General features: G+C 44.1%; 18 protein-coding genes. 10 read left to right on the top strand and 8 right to left on the bottom strand.

Annotation, left to right across the window (positions count from 1 at the left end; translation table 11 throughout):
- Positions 1 to 44 precede the first annotated feature (44 nt).
- Entirely contained in the window at positions 45 to 515 is a 471-nt protein-coding gene (locus VC159_RS05695) for a DUF4118 domain-containing protein (protein WP_323473044.1), read from the top strand.
- A 63-nt stretch (positions 516 to 578) separates the two neighbouring features.
- On the opposite strand, the gene VC159_RS05690 is transcribed toward VC159_RS05695, so the two are convergent.
- On the bottom strand, positions 579 to 1,175 hold the full coding sequence (locus VC159_RS05690; protein ID WP_323473043.1) for a hypothetical protein: 597 nt from the start codon (positions 1,173 to 1,175) through the stop codon (positions 579 to 581).
- 162 nt (positions 1,176 to 1,337) lie between these two features.
- On the opposite strand from VC159_RS05690, the gene hyi reads away from it, so the two are divergent.
- The 5 genes from hyi (at position 1,338) to VC159_RS05665 (ending at position 5,280) form a co-directional block, all read left to right on the top strand.
- The gene (hyi, locus tag VC159_RS05685; RefSeq protein ID WP_323473042.1) at positions 1,338 to 2,117 is read left to right on the top strand and encodes a hydroxypyruvate isomerase; all 780 of its coding nucleotides are present in this window, start codon (positions 1,338 to 1,340) and stop codon (positions 2,115 to 2,117) included.
- A 15-nt stretch (positions 2,118 to 2,132) separates the two neighbouring features.
- Positions 2,133 to 3,032: a 2-hydroxy-3-oxopropionate reductase gene (gene glxR, locus VC159_RS05680; protein ID WP_323473041.1), complete on the top strand. Its 900-nt coding sequence runs from the start codon at positions 2,133 to 2,135 to the stop codon at positions 3,030 to 3,032.
- 9 nt (positions 3,033 to 3,041) lie between these two features.
- Positions 3,042 to 3,626, top strand: a complete 585-nt coding sequence (locus VC159_RS05675; protein ID WP_323473040.1) for a YqiA/YcfP family alpha/beta fold hydrolase — start codon at positions 3,042 to 3,044, stop codon at positions 3,624 to 3,626.
- 83 nt (positions 3,627 to 3,709) lie between these two features.
- Positions 3,710 to 4,279: an HNH endonuclease gene (locus tag VC159_RS05670; RefSeq protein ID WP_416350429.1), complete on the top strand. Its 570-nt coding sequence runs from the start codon at positions 3,710 to 3,712 to the stop codon at positions 4,277 to 4,279.
- Positions 4,280 to 4,350: 71 nt separating this feature from the next.
- The gene (locus VC159_RS05665) at positions 4,351 to 5,280 is read left to right on the top strand and encodes a DUF3108 domain-containing protein (protein ID WP_323473039.1); all 930 of its coding nucleotides are present in this window, start codon (positions 4,351 to 4,353) and stop codon (positions 5,278 to 5,280) included.
- A gap of 2 nt (positions 5,281 to 5,282) precedes the next feature.
- Here the strand turns inward: VC159_RS05665 and VC159_RS05660 are convergent, their stop codons facing one another.
- From VC159_RS05660 to mltG, 6 genes are all read right to left on the bottom strand, one after another.
- Complete coding sequence (locus tag VC159_RS05660; protein WP_323473038.1) at positions 5,283 to 5,804, bottom strand: ion channel; 522 nt, start codon at positions 5,802 to 5,804, stop codon at positions 5,283 to 5,285.
- A 73-nt stretch (positions 5,805 to 5,877) separates the two neighbouring features.
- Positions 5,878 to 6,585, bottom strand: a complete 708-nt coding sequence (locus VC159_RS05655) for an ankyrin repeat domain-containing protein (RefSeq protein ID WP_215356793.1) — start codon at positions 6,583 to 6,585, stop codon at positions 5,878 to 5,880.
- Positions 6,582 to 7,373, bottom strand: a complete 792-nt coding sequence (locus VC159_RS05650; RefSeq protein WP_323473037.1) for a TatD family hydrolase — start codon at positions 7,371 to 7,373, stop codon at positions 6,582 to 6,584. Before VC159_RS05650 ends, VC159_RS05655 begins: the two co-directional genes overlap by 4 nt.
- A gap of 31 nt (positions 7,374 to 7,404) precedes the next feature.
- Entirely contained in the window at positions 7,405 to 8,526 is a 1,122-nt protein-coding gene (locus VC159_RS05645) for a DNA polymerase III subunit delta' (RefSeq protein ID WP_323473036.1), read from the bottom strand.
- On the bottom strand, positions 8,527 to 9,165 hold the full coding sequence (gene tmk / locus VC159_RS05640) for a dTMP kinase (protein ID WP_323473035.1): 639 nt from the start codon (positions 9,163 to 9,165) through the stop codon (positions 8,527 to 8,529).
- Positions 9,166 to 9,177: 12 nt separating this feature from the next.
- Positions 9,178 to 10,251, bottom strand: coding sequence for an endolytic transglycosylase MltG (gene mltG / locus VC159_RS05635; RefSeq protein ID WP_323473034.1), 1,074 nt, complete (start codon positions 10,249 to 10,251; stop codon positions 9,178 to 9,180).
- A gap of 20 nt (positions 10,252 to 10,271) precedes the next feature.
- On the opposite strand from mltG, the gene VC159_RS05630 reads away from it, so the two are divergent.
- Positions 10,272 to 11,279, top strand: coding sequence for a folate-binding protein (locus tag VC159_RS05630; protein WP_323473033.1), 1,008 nt, complete (start codon positions 10,272 to 10,274; stop codon positions 11,277 to 11,279).
- Between the two features lie 8 nt (positions 11,280 to 11,287).
- Positions 11,288 to 12,145: an NRDE family protein gene (locus VC159_RS05625; protein WP_323473032.1), complete on the top strand. Its 858-nt coding sequence runs from the start codon at positions 11,288 to 11,290 to the stop codon at positions 12,143 to 12,145.
- A gap of 2 nt (positions 12,146 to 12,147) precedes the next feature.
- Here VC159_RS05625 and VC159_RS05620 read toward each other — a convergent pair whose 3' ends face one another.
- Positions 12,148 to 12,630, bottom strand: a complete 483-nt coding sequence (locus VC159_RS05620; protein ID WP_215356800.1) for a PaaI family thioesterase — start codon at positions 12,628 to 12,630, stop codon at positions 12,148 to 12,150.
- A 54-nt stretch (positions 12,631 to 12,684) separates the two neighbouring features.
- Between VC159_RS05620 and VC159_RS05615 the strand changes: the two genes are divergently transcribed.
- Together VC159_RS05615 and msrB are read left to right on the top strand one after the other, a co-directional pair.
- A complete protein-coding gene (locus VC159_RS05615; protein ID WP_323473031.1) occupies positions 12,685 to 14,151 on the top strand; it encodes a protein adenylyltransferase SelO in 1,467 nt (488 codons plus the stop codon).
- Positions 14,152 to 14,186: 35 nt separating this feature from the next.
- Positions 14,187 to 14,600 carry a peptide-methionine (R)-S-oxide reductase MsrB gene (gene msrB, locus VC159_RS05610; RefSeq protein WP_323473030.1) on the top strand — a complete coding sequence of 138 codons (414 nt, stop codon included), beginning with the start codon at positions 14,187 to 14,189 and terminating at the stop codon, positions 14,598 to 14,600.
- Positions 14,601 to 14,604 lie beyond the last annotated feature (4 nt).

Below are 14,604 nucleotides of genomic sequence, written 5' to 3'. Positions count from 1 at the left end.
ATTCAAAGAGATGGGTTAGGATACACCGAAATAGGTAAATAAAGATGAGACATAACTTAAACGCAAAACGCTGGTGCTCCAATAAACGCCATGGTTATTTAGTCGCAGTTTTTGGGGTTTTAATCGCCTTTTCTCTACGCTACATCCTTCACCCCTTATTAGGCGGATCTTTACCTCTATTTTTCTTTCAAATTAATACCATTGTGATTGCGTATTTTTTTGGTATCTTCCCGGCGCTCCTTACGCTTGCCTTGAGTGCCCCATTACTAATCTTTTTCTTTATGGAGCCTTTTGGGGCGCTTTCAGTGGTCGACCAAAGGGATGTAACCACCTTATTTGTTTATCTCTCATATACCGTATTAACTGGGGTACTAGTAGAACTTCTGCGCCGTGAGCAATACAACGCAAAAATGGCTGTGTTGGTCAGTGAAACTAGATTAAAGCTCATGGTTGAGGGGGATCAAAAAATGCGTAGCGTCATGAGAAGGTCGCTTACAAAAAGCTCTGCTGAGTAGTTTACTTTTTGCCGAAGCAGAGTAATCCTGACCTTTGACTCTACAAAGGTCAGGTCAAGTAGATTACTTCTTAGGCGTGCTAATAGATGCAGCCATTGCGTCAAAGTAAATCACTTTCACTTGCTCGCCTACATTGATATCCGCCAACAGAGCAGGGTTCTTAACTGCAACAGTGGTGATTTTGCCGCTAGGGCCCTTAACGGAAACTAGTTTTTTCTCGCGATTCACTTCAACAATATCGGCAATGATGGTTGTTTTATTGGTGATCGTCTCAGATGGCTTTTCATCGGCCTTAGATTTGGTTACCGTGTTGGTTTCAACCTTTGAGCGAACGCCATCACTTTTAGTCTTAATCAACTCAATGGCTACAGCAAGTTCGTAATTTACGTTAACTCGATCACCCTTTTTGATCTGGGCAAAGTTGGTAATGTCAGGACCAGCAACAAACTTAGATTCGCCCTCTTTATTTTTAAATGTAATAGTGCGAGTCTTCTTGTCGATCTTCACTACTTCACCTTCATATAGCTGGTAACGATTGTCAGTTACAGCAGCATCTATCACTGTTGGCTTGGCCGCTGGTGTAGATTGAGCAAAAGCCGAAGAGGATCCAATAAAAAGGGTAGCCATAATCAAAGCAATCGGAGCATATTTAGTATTCATTATTTTCCTTGTATGTAAAAGGTACTAAATTCAATCTTAGCCTATTTTGAGAGCTAATTTGGCCCATAAAGCCAGATATTCGTTGATGAGGCTTAAATAGTTATCTTTTGTTAATATCTCACATCACATTGTTTTGCCTTATTTTGTCTACAAGGAATTTAAATGCCCCAATTCGCCGCCAATCTCACCATGCTTTTTAATGAAGTGCCATTTATGGAGCGTTTTGAAAAAGCAGCGAAGTCTGGATTTCAGGCCGTGGAATTTCTTTTTCCTTACGCTTTTTCTGCTGAAGATATCAAGCAAAAGCTAGAGCAAAATAAGCTCAAATTAGTTCTTCATAATTTACCTGCTGGTGATTGGGATGCGGGTGAACGCGGCATTGCCTGTTTGCCAGATCGTGTTGCAGAATTTCAGGAGGGTGTTGCTAAAGCGATTAAGTATGCAAAAGCGCTTGATGTAAAGCAGTTAAATTGTTTAGCTGGAAAAATTCCGGACGGTGCTGATAAAGAGTTATTGCATAAAACATTAATTTCAAACTTACGTTATGCAGCAACTGAATTAAAAAATGCCAATATTAAACTTCTGATAGAGCCAATCAATACATTCGATATTCCAGGTTTTTATTTATCTAGTACGCAGCAGGCCTTAGATATTCTGAATGAAGTGGGCTCAGATAATTTATTTATTCAGTACGACATCTACCATGCCCAGCGCATGGAGGGTGAGCTCTGCAAAACTATAAAAACCAATCTTTCTAAAATTGCTCATATTCAATTGGCGGATAACCCCGGTAGAAATGAGCCAGGTACTGGAGAAATTAATTACCCGCATCTATTTCAGTTCATCGATAGCATTGGTTATCGTGGCTGGATTGGCTGCGAGTACAAACCAGCATCCAATACTGAAGCAGGATTAGGCTGGATTAAAAATCTAAATAAATAACAATACGGAGATGGTATGAATAAGCAATTAAAGCTAGGATTTGTTGGTTTGGGAATAATGGGTGCGCCCATGGCCGGCCATTTAGTTAATGCAGGGCACGAAGTGTTTATCAACACTCGCAGCAAAGTGCCGGAAGGGCTAGCGTCTTCATCTGCAGTGCAATGCTCCTCACCTCAAGAAGTTGCTAGCAAAGCCGACATTATTTTTACCATGGTCCCAGACACTCCTGATGTTGAGAAGGTACTGTTTGGTGACAACGGAATAGCATCCGGCCTTACCAAAGGGAAGATTGTTGTTGATATGAGCTCCATATCGCCAATTTCTACTAAAGAGTTTGCTAAGAAAATAAATGCATTGGGCTGCGAGTACTTAGATGCTCCAGTTTCTGGCGGTGAGCTTGGCGCAAAAAATGCGACCCTTTCAATCATGGTTGGCGGAGATGAGGGCGTCTTTGAGAAAGTGAAGCCCGTATTTGAGTTGATGGGGAAAAATATCAATCTCGTAGGTGGAAATGGAGATGGACAAACGGCTAAGGTAGCTAACCAAATCATTGTTGCCCTGAATATTGAGGCTGTAGCAGAAGCGCTCTTGTTTGCTTCTAAGGCTGGTGCAGATCCTGCGAAGGTGCGTCAGGCTTTAATGGGTGGTTTTGCTAGCTCTAAGATCTTGGAGGTCCATGGCGAAAGAATGGTCAAGCGTACTTTTGATCCCGGTTTCAGAATTGAACTGCATCAAAAAGATTTGAACCTTGCCCTCAATAGCGCTAGATCTTTGGGTGTTTCATTGCCCAATACGGCTACGGCACAGGAATTATTTAATTCATGTGCAGCTCATGGCGGTAAAGCCTGGGATCATTCGGCAATGGTGCGCGCTTTAGAGAAACTTGCAAATTTTGAAATTGGACAAAAGGCATAAGCCAATCCTATGTCTTCAACTTTAGTAGTTTATTTGCATGGTTTTCGCTCCTCCCCAAGATCGAGTAAAGCGGTCTTGACGGGGGACGCAGTAAAAGCCTTATCCACATTAGAGAATCAAATTGAGTGGTATTGCCCTCAGTTGTTAGCTTCACCAAAGGCCAGCATGGATATGGTTATGCAGCATATTGATGCATCAACACATGATCGCTTAGTGGTTATCGGCTCTTCTTTGGGTGGCTACTACACCAACTACTTGGCTGAGAAATTTGGCTGTAAAGCTATCATTCTCAATCCGGCAGTTAGAGCGCCAAAAGAGTTGGCCCCGCATGTTGGAATGCTGACCTCATACGATACCAACGAACCCTACGATTTCCGCCCAGAATATATTGATGAACTAAAGGCGCTACAGGTTGAAGCCATTAGTAATCCGTCGCTTTACTTTCTAATCGCCGCAAAAGGGGATGAACTCCTTGATTGGCAAGAAATGGTTGATTTCTACAAGGGTTCAGAGCAACTGGTACTTGAAGGGGGTGACCATGGTATTTCAGATTACCCAGTTCATTTACCCAAAGTTCTGAATTTCATCTCTTGATGGTAGATTGATTGCTGCCCGCTTCTTCTGTAAGATGATCTAAACGACTGCCGCTCATTTGCGCTGTCTAGAAAGGAGAGTTTGTGCTGAGCATCTTGAAATTAGACGCAGGTGGAATTCCCCAGGGCTGGGTTAATGCAGAAGAAGCCACCAAACAATATGCTGATAGTAGCGTTTTGTGGACTTTAGGTGGCCCCATTTTCCAAATGCGCGGTGGCATTTCAAGATCTACCGGCAAACAATCCATTATCGAGTTGCACTCCATCATTGCGGTAAAGGGAAGTGCCAAGATCAATCTTTTTGATGTGGTTCCCGTAATTACAAAACATAAACTGTTTAAGCGTGATCGTGGACTATGTGCCTATTGTGGCGATGCTATTCATGAAAACCAAGCAGAAGCCGAACACATCATTCCCAATAGTCGCGGCGGCAAATACAGTTGGATGAACTTAGTAATCTCCTGCAGGCCATGTAATCAACGCAAAGGCAATCGGACCCCAGAGCAGGCCGGCATGGCATTGTTGTATACGCCGTATTTACCCAGTCTTTATGAGGATATGATCCTGAAGGGTCGCAATATCTTGGCGGACCAAATGGACTTCCTTGCGGCTAATCTTCCTAAAAATAGCCGACTCTTAGAGAGTCTGCTCTGAGCCCAAGAATAGGGCGGTGTAATTTTTTTCACCTTCCCAAGATATATTCCTTCAGAATCATTCTTGCAGCTTTGCTGCTATCGGTATTAGGACATCTCATTCTCTTTTTTGGACTTCCTTTTTTTTCTTTTTCTGAACTTGCGCCAATCGCAGATGACTTAATTATTAGGACCGAACTAAAAGTAGATCCCCCTAAGAAGATTCAAATTTCAAAAGCCCCCAAGAAGATTCCAAAGAAAACGGACTCTACCAACGTGGTTGAGGACTTGAATTCAACTACTACCGGTCAGCAGGGAGGCGATTCCAATCAAGCGGGCGTAGCTTTTAAATTACCCGAGTCAGGCATCATTTATTACGACTCTTACGTGGATGGTCAAAAGTATCAAACCGGTGAGATCGATTGGAGGGTTGATGGCAATAACTATCGCCTCTATATCAACATCCCGTATGCATTTGTTGGCCCATTTGTTTTTGAATCTCGTGGCTCGGTTGATTCCTATGGAATAGCCCCAATTCTCTATTGGTCACAGCGGGGCACAAAAACCCCTCGTTATTCACGCTTCGATAGAAATGAAAGTGGGCGAGGGCAGATGTTCTTCTCCGAGAAACCTGAGTTCACTCCGGAAATATTGCCTGGAACCCAAGATCGTTTCAGCTTAATGTTCCAGCTAGCCTCATTATTAAATGGAGATAGCAAATTGGATGAGGCAGGGTCTATTCGGCAAATTCCGGTGGTTGACTACAACACCCTAGAGATGTGGAACTTTAAGAGCTATGGTGAGGTGACTTCAGAGGATATTCCCAGCCTAGGCAAGGCTGTAAATCGTCATTACGCCTTAATGCAACGAGAAAACGACCCTTACAAGCGACAGGTAGACATCTGGCTTGCAAAAGACCTTGAGTGGCTACCGGGACGTATTCGCTCTCAAGAGTCGAATGGAAGGGTGCTTGAGCTTGTTTTCAAGCAAAAGAACCCTATTGCAACTGTTGTTACGCCTTAATTCTAAAAACAAGATCCAGATCTCGGGTTTTGATTATTGTGTCCTAGCAGTGCACCCATCATTGTGTACAAGGCGGCACCTGACATTGATACTGCAAAAATCCCTGAAAAAGAGATGATGATGGGCAGAATACGCCACTGCTCTGATAACTTGTAATCACCATATCCAACAGTCGTATACATTTCACCGGCAAAGTAAAAGGTTTGCGGGTTGGTTGGGAACACCTTTAAGGCTACACAAATGTAGGCCCAGACTACGATTTCAGCTAAATGGATAGCAATTACTAAGAGTATGGCTGCGAAATACGAAAGAAAGCTTGCTCCAACAATGCGCCGTCTCGTCATGACTTGATCGATAGCATGAAATGCACCAGCAATGCCCAGAACAGCAACCGCATGAACAGCCAGCATCAGGCATGCACTTACGACAATCACCCAGATCTGACCATTACCCATATCTGTATTGATCTCATTGAATAAGGTTCCAAAGCTAGGAAGGTCAGTATTTTGAAAAAGGCTAAGCATGATCGTTCTTGAGTGGGTTGGATTACAAATTTATCTTATTTGACATAATAATGATTATACGCAGATAGGCATATCAGGATTTAGGCTGACCAAGAACCTTAGGCGCCACATAAGGCTGCTTATAAAGCTTCTGCCAGCGTGAACTTAAGCCTTCTGCAATCCATGGCTTCTCGTAAATGAGTGCAATATCAATTGCTGTAAATCCTTGTGAGTTAAGTACCTGCAGATCGGCCCCTTTATCTAGCAATAACTTAACCAATGCTTCATTTCCAGACTGAACCGCCATCATTAGAGGCGTTGTATTGCCAGGACTAGGAGCATCAACAATAGCTCCGTTGGCGAGCAAATACTGGGCAACGTCAAGGTGACCCCTTGAACATGCGTAATGCAATGGAGTCCACCCTATGTGATTAATTTGAGCTTTTTGTACCTGTATGAGGCTCTTTACAAGGACTAAATTGCCCTCAATGGATGCAATCATGAGTGGTGTTTCGCCGAATTTATTGGAAATATCCACATCAGTAGCCTTATTAGTCACTAGAAACGTGATAACATCCACAGACTTGTCCTTAATTGCTAGATTCAGCATTAATTCACCTTTGGCATCGATTGAATTCGGGCTAACACCTTTAGAAACCAGAGATCTAACGGTAGAAACATCGTTAAATTTAGCTGCTTTGGCGAAATCAGCAATATCAGCATCTGATTGGGCTAAAGCGAAGTTGTTTAGGCTAAATAAAACACCAAGCATGCAGATAATTATCTTAATCTTATTTCTCATGAAAATTTCCTATCTATATGAAAACATTCATAAAAATTACTTGAAGTTTGATTAGCCAGGTCTTCAATGGATACACCTTTGAGATTGGCAATATATTCACCGACTTTAGATACCCATGCAGGCTCATTTGTCTTGCCGCGATATGGGATGGGTGCCAAATAAGGTGAATCTGTCTCAATGAGCATTCTATCCAGGGGCACCTGTTTACAGGTTTCTTGGAGTTCTTTAGCGCTTTTGAAGGTCACAATACCCGAAAAAGAGATAAAAAACCCCATATCCATGGCCGCCTTTGCAACATCGTAGGATTCAGTAAAGCAATGCATCACCCCGCCAATTTGTTGAGCGCCCTCCTCTTTGAGGATTTTGATGGTGTCCTCAGAGGCGGCCCTTGTATGGATGATGAGAGGCTTCTTAGATGCGATGGAAGCTCTGATATGGGTTCTAAACCGCGCTCGTTGCCATTCCATGGACTCATAACTGCGATCACCCATCCGGTAGTAATCAAGTCCTGTTTCGCCAATTGCAACGATTTTAGGATGCTTTAAAGCCGTCTCAACCAGAAAATCAAAGGTAGGTTCAGGGGTGTCTTCGTAATCAGGATGAACGCCAACAGACGCAAAGAGGTTGGGATGATCTTGCGCTAATTTAAGTACGTTAGGAAAGTCCGGCAAATCAACCGATACACACAAAGCGTGACTTACTTTGGCCGACTGCATATTGCTCAATACTTCCGGTAAACGGGATTGAAATTCCGGGAAATCGAGGTGGCAATGGGAGTCTATGAACATGACTCGTTATTTTAGACTGCCTGAGTTAATTCTATGAGCCAAAAATCTGCTGGTATTGAGAAAGCAATGCTTCTAACTGGATGCGGCTGGCTAGAGGATGATTTTCATGGCGACGAGCCTGTACCAGAGACTTCCATAGCTGGAGCATTTTTTGAACGTTTACTCCTTTTGAAAGGCCCTGAAGGGTAGATATGTGCTTTGGGTAATAACGTGGTGCACCACCGTGGGCAACTGACTGCAAATCTGAGATCCAGCGTTGCATGCTTGCCAAAAGAAAGCCGTATTGAGCCTTGTATGTCTTCTCAGCTGCATCTAGCCAATTCATTCCCGCACCCTGAGCCATCGATTGCAATAAGTAGCGTGATGCCTGAATTGATAGCGTGAGCTCATCCTTCTCATCTTTATTGTGTCTTGCGATCAAAGAGCTCAACACTGAGAATGGCGCCCCACCCTGCTCATCGTAAATGGTCTCGACATCCCCATCATTCACTTTTAGGCCGTTAATATTATTCACCTGGGTTTTTAGCCAAGCCAATCCTTGCTCACGATCAGGGCGTGGTGCAGTCAGAAGTCGGCAGCGCGATCTAATAGTAGGTAAGACGCGATCAACACGATCGGCTAACAATATAAAGATGGTGTTGGCTGGAGGTTCTTCTAGAGATTTTAATAAAGTGTTAGCGGAGTCCGTGCGCAACATTTCTAAGGGATAAATCAATACCACACGATTGCCACCACGATGTGAGCCAATGGAAAGATTTTCTATGGCATGACGGGTTTCTTCAATAGAGATATTTTTCTTCTCCTTTTTTTCGCTTGAATCACTGTCATCATCACGTGCCGCTTTACCTCTTTTAGGTGCATCGTCACTCTCATAATCAGCGTGAGGTAGGAGTTTTCGATGCGTTTCAGGAACTAAAGCAATAAAGTCCGGATGGTTGCCCGTATCAAACCAGTGGCAGGCTTCGCATTGATTGCAGGGTTTTATTGCTGCATTTAAATTCTCGCAAAGAAGTGCCTTTGCAAGCTCAACAGAAAACGCAAACTTACCGATACCAGACTGGCCGTGCAACAAAATCGCATTGGGGAAGTTGGCGAAATCCAAGCTTTCCCATAAAGGCTTAAGCCAAGGCGCCATCAGATTATCTTGCTTCACTTAAATCGCAATCTGAATAAGTTTCAGGCCGCCCCAAATGGCTTCAGGGGTTTTCGTTGCATCGACTAGATGAAAGCGTGATGAATCATCCTTGGCTCTTCTCAAGTATTCCTGACGAACTCTTTCGAAAAAATCTAGATCCATCTTTTCAAATTTATCTGGGGCACGAACCTTGGAGCGTCGTGCCTCTGCAACCTCTCCAGGTAAGTCAAATAGGATCGTTAAGTTGGGTTGCAAAAGTGAACCATCAGGGCGACCCTGAACCCAGCGCTCTAATTCATTTAACTTTGCTAAGCTCAAGCCGCGACCACCGCCTTGGTAGGCGAAGCTAGCATCTGTAAAGCGATCTGAAATAACAATCTTTCCTGCCGACAGCGCTGGCTCAATGACCTGTGCAATATGTTCACGACGTGCAGCAAACATTAATAAGGCCTCAGTTTCCAAATTCATGGGGGCATCTAAAAGTAGATTGCGCAATTGCTCGCCCAAACCAGTACCACCAGGTTCACGTGTCATCACTACCTCCTTGTTTGGGTAGCGCTCTTGCATCAAATTTCTAAAGGCGTCGACGTGCGTACTCTTTCCTGCGCCATCGATACCTTCGAAACTAATGAAATATCCGTTTTGTGCTGATGTCATAGTCAAATGAATTTAGTTGGCGCCCTTTCCAGGCGCAATTTTGCGTTGATACCGATCTACTGCAGACTCATGCTCTTTTAAGCTTTGAGAAAAGTGACTACTACCATCACCCTTGGCTACGAAAAATAAGGCCTCACTTTTAGCAGGATGTGCAGCTGCCCAAATAGAGTCTTTACTGGGCATTGCGATGGGGCTAGGAGGTAAACCTTTATGCATATAGGTATTGTAGGCAGTGTCTTTGCGTAAATCCGCTTTCCGCAAATTTCCATCAAATTTAGAGCCTATTCCGTAGATAACCGTGGGATCGGTTTGAAGAGGCATTCCTTTATTGAGTCTGTTTATAAATACCGCAGAAATCATATCCCGATCGCTTACGTGGCCAGTTTCCTTTTCGACGATGGAAGACAGAATTAAGAGTTCATAGGGTGTTTTTAAGGGAAGCCCAGGCTCCTTTTGTTCCCAAGCCTGGTTTAGCTGCTTTTGCATGGCTTGTGCGGCTCGGCGATAAATATTTAAATCCGGTTCATCTGGGTCAAATATATAGGTATCAGGAAGAAAAAGTCCTTCATCACTGGGGTAGCTAAGATTGAGGGATTGCAGCAAATTCTTATTGCTCATACCCTTGGTTTGATGGATGAGAGCTGGGTGCATATCGATGATGCTCCGCAGTTGCCAGATAGACATACCCGGAATAATCGCAATACTTTCCCTCACTCGGTCACCGCGTGCTATTTGCAGTAACACTTTTCCGAGGCTCCCTCCTACTGGAAACATATAGGTGCCAGGCTTTAGTTTTGATCCCACGAAAATACTTCTAGCGCCAACCTGGATAGTGAATTTATTGATCGATAAGCCTTGCTCACCCAACTGATCGGCAATGCTAGAAAGGCTTGAATTCGGATTAATCTTCACTTTATAAACAGGTGCGCTATCGACATTGGGAGTGTTGGGCACCACTGGCAGTAAAAAAATACCGCCATAAATTAGACCTAGGAAGATTAACAGAAGGGCAAACCAATACTTGAGACCTCGATCTTTTGACTTTTTCTTAATAAATAGAGATCTGCTCTGAATTTTTCTGCTCATCAGGCTATGATAAAAGGGTCATGATAAATACCCCAAAAATTGAGCAAAACTGGCTAAATAACCTTACTTCCCTACCCTGCAATTTGCCGCAGTGGGGATTGATCCAGGTTGAGGGCCCAGATGCTGCAAGCTTTTTACAAAATCAATTAACAAATTCAGTTTTGGGGCTTAACCGCACCCTTCCCGGTCAAATGGCCCAAAATTTTTCGGGTGTCCGCCTAGTAGGTTATTGCAGCCCTAAAGGGAGATTGCTTGCAAGCGCATGGCTCGGACTGTTTCCATCTGACGAGAACGCCGAAGATCGCTTTGCTTTATTTATTTCGAAAGATATTGCCGCAAGTACAGCAAAACGCTTATCCATGTTTGTATTGCGCTCAAAGGTAAAAGTTACCGATGTAACCGAGGATTGGATTATTTCTGGGCTGCATGGTTCTGAGAATCAGGTTGTCGAATTTAAGCTAGATCCTAGCGCTATAGCCTTACGCATGCCCGATTTTTTGGCAAGCAATCAATCGGTTGCCCGTCTTTTGTTTGCAATCCCTGTTGATGAACAATCAAGTGCACGTGATTCTAGTGAAATGCTTCAAGCATGGAATACGCTTGAGGTCTTAAGTGCAATCCCTAGAATTGTTCAAGCAACCCAGGAGCAATTTGTGCCCCAAATGATTAATTTTGAATCTGTGGCCGGAGTTGATTTTAAAAAAGGGTGTTATCCAGGCCAAGAAATCGTTGCTCGTAGTCAATATCGTGGCGCCATTAAGCGTCGACTCCAGATTGCTCATATAGATAGCGGTAGTTCGGATGAAAACTTGGCCATGCCGGGTGTTGAACTTTTCCACTCCAATGATCCCTCCCAGCCAGCAGGAATGGTGGTTCTATCTGCATATTCTCCAGAGGATAAGGAACGCATTGACCTTCAGATCGAGTGCAAGTTAGAGGCGCTTGAAAATGGGGAAATTCATCTTGGTAGCGCTGAAGGGCCTGTGTTAAAACTAGATTTATTGCCCTACCCTTTGCTCGAAATTTAATAACCCTTATGTGCCTTATTCTCTTCGCTTGGAATTCTCACCCAGAATATTCACTGGTGGTAGCAGCGAACCGTGATGAGTTTTATGAACGCAATACCGATGGCGTTTCATGGTGGTCTGAACATCCTCATGTTTTAGCAGGTAGAGATCGCGCTGATGTATTGGGTAGTCCTGGCACCTGGCTTGGATTTACCAAGACCGGAAAATTTGCAGCCTTAACGAATGTTCGAGCGCCTAGCGAAAAAAATCCCGATTCTAGAACGCGTGGGGAACTATCTTTGATGTATCTCACTGGCAATGAGCGCCCCTCTGAATTTATCCAAGGCAATGCAAAACGCTTTCAGCAATACAACGGTTTTAATCTTTTGATGGCGGATTTAAGTGACCCAGCAAATGCCGAAATGCATTGGGTTAGCAACCGCATGATGATGGGGCAAAGTATTCGTCCACGCAAAGTTTTTCCACAGCAGACGTTAGAGCCAGGAGTTTATGGTTTATCCAATGCCATGCTTGATACCCCGTGGCCCAAAGTAAATCATCGTGTAGCCGCATTTGCTCAGGCTTTGGCAATGGATCAAGGACAACTTAAAAATGCAGATCCGTATTTAAAGCTATTAGCAGACACCCATCACGCCAGTGATGACGAACTTCCAAGCACGGGGGTTAGTCGCGAATGGGAGAAAGCACTCTCACCAGCGTTTATTAAAACTCCTGCTTATGGAACGCGTTCAAGTACAGTTTTAAGGGTGAGGAAAGATGGTCAGTTTGAGATGGTGGAGCGTCGCTTTGATGCTTCAGGAACTGTAGGCCATGACGTTGTTACAGGTGCCCTTAGCTCTGCATCAGATTCAAATTTATCCGTGTAGCATTATTCATAGCGACCATCATCGTTTATAACTCGATCACCATCCGCATTGCGAGTTGCTAAGCGCTTCAGATACTTGAAGGTGCCGGTAGACATGCAGCAAATTTCACCTTGATCGTTATAAAGCTTGGCTTCACAAAAAGCCATTGTTGCTGTTCTGCGAACTGTATCAGCCTTGACTCTCAGCACGCCGGTTGCAGCTTGCATGAAATTATTCTTCATCTCAATGGTCACCACACTGCGATCGCCGGGATCGCCGGAACGTGCCGCAACAGCCATAGCTACATCCATCAGCGTTAACAAAACACCTCCATGTGCGACTTCCCAGGTATTGTTATGCTCGGGTTTGAGGGCTAGCAAAATCTCCCCTTTGCCCATTTCAGCACTTAAACAACGAACACCTAAAAGCTTTAAAAAAGGCACATTCAATTCCTCGCCTAAATTAGCTAACTGGGTCTGTGGATTCATTTGGACTTGTTTGTTCATGGGTTAATTTTAGAGCCATGCACGTGATTTAGTAAATCCACCTAGAATACCTCTATGGCCTTTACTTTACGCGGCGATGATGCCTGCCAAGCAACCCTCCCCACCCCGATACCCAATCCCTACTGGGTCGCATTTTCACCCACATCCGCCAAATTGGTGGGTATCGACCTGGACGAAAATAATCTTCCCGTAGATAAAACATGGCTAGAGGTATTGTCTGGGAACGGTTTAAATACAACCAATCATCAATTTCCAAATCCTATAGCAACAGCCTATAGCGGACATCAATTTGGGGTGTGGGCTGGTCAACTGGGTGATGGACGCGCAATATTGTTAGGCGATATTGCTGGACAAGAATTACAGCTCAAAGGAGCTGGGATAACGCGATTCTCCCGCATGGGTGATGGTCGTGCTGTATTGCGCTCATCTATTAGGGAATTCTTATGCAGCGAGTCAATGCATACTTTGGGAATTCCAACTACAAGAGCGCTATCAATTGTTGGCTCAGACATGCCTGTCAGAAGGGAAACTTTAGAGACTGCAGCAGTTTGTGCTCGCTTGGCGCCAAGCTTTATTCGGGTTGGACACTTTGAGCATTACGCTTCACTACAAAATCATGCAAGGTTAAAAGAGCTCGCAGATTACCTCATAGAAATACATTACCCAGAATCCCTGCAGGCTAACGAGCCCTATTTAGATTTATTCAAAAGAATTAGTGCGCGCAATGCCAAATTAGTCGCTCAATGGCAGGCTGTGGGCTTTTGTCATGGAGTTCTCAATAGTGACAATATCAGCGTACTTGGATTGACGATTGACTATGGCCCTTTTGGATTTTTAGACCAGTTTCAGATCGATCATATTTGCAACCATAGCGATCAAGGTGGTCGTTATGCCTACCATCGTCAACCACAAATCATGCATTGGAATATGGCATGCTTGGCCAGCGCTATGATTCCACTGTTCGAGCTCCGCCATAGCGAAAAAGAAGCGCAAGAGCAATTACGTGCTGCCCTTGAGGAGTTTCCGGTTATTTATGCGAATAAGTGGCAAGCATTGTTTCGTAACAAATTAGGATTTAGTACCGAGCAAGATGGGGACGTCGCTCTGATTGAGCGCTTATTACAGGCAATGCATGATTCAAAAGTGGATTTCACGAACTTCTTTCGCAACCTTGGAAAGCTCAACTCAAATGTGAATATTTCGCAGATTTCCTTAAGACATGATTTTATTGACCGTGATGCAATTGATCTTTGGTTCGTTGATTACTTAGCCCGCTTACAGAGTGAATCTAGCCATGATTCAGAGCGACACCTAGCAATGAATCGGGTAAACCCAAAATACATCCTGCGAAATCATCTCGCCCAGTTTGCCATTGAGCAGGCGCAGAAAAAAGACTTTTCTGAGGTATCAAAGCTTCTTAAGGTTTTAAGCAACCCCTTTGATGAGCAGCCAGATTTTGCTTCTTACTCACTAGCTCCACCACCTGATATGGATATGGTCGAAGTAAGCTGCTCCTCATAGGCGTTCTATAAGAAAATCATATTATTGGAGTCAACATGAAAAAAACAGATCAAGAATATAAGCAGTCATTAAGTGATATAGAGTATCGAGTCACTCGAGAAGCGGCAACCGAGCGACCTTTTACCGGCAAGTACTGGGATCATTGGGACAAGGGTCGCTATCAGTGTGTTTGCTGCGGTACGCCACTCTTCTTATCAGAGACCAAGTTCGACGCTGGTTGCGGATGGCCAAGCTATAACGCCCCAGAAGTTGCATCCTCCATTAAGGAAATTCGAGATACTACTCGTGGCATGATTCGCACCGAAGTACGTTGCGCAAATTGTGATGCCCATTTAGGTCATGTATTTGAGGATGGCCCTATGCCAACAGGTTTGCGCTACTGTATTAACTCGGCCTCCTTGAGTTTTGAGCCAAGCGGCAATGCTATTCCCGCAAAATCGAAAGAGTAAGTAA

Origin of the sequence: Polynucleobacter sp. JS-JIR-II-c23, from assembly GCF_035011225.1 — a bacterium.
GTDB lineage: Bacteria > Pseudomonadota > Gammaproteobacteria > Burkholderiales > Burkholderiaceae > Polynucleobacter.
This window is presented reverse-complemented; position numbering and strand designations above follow the sequence as displayed.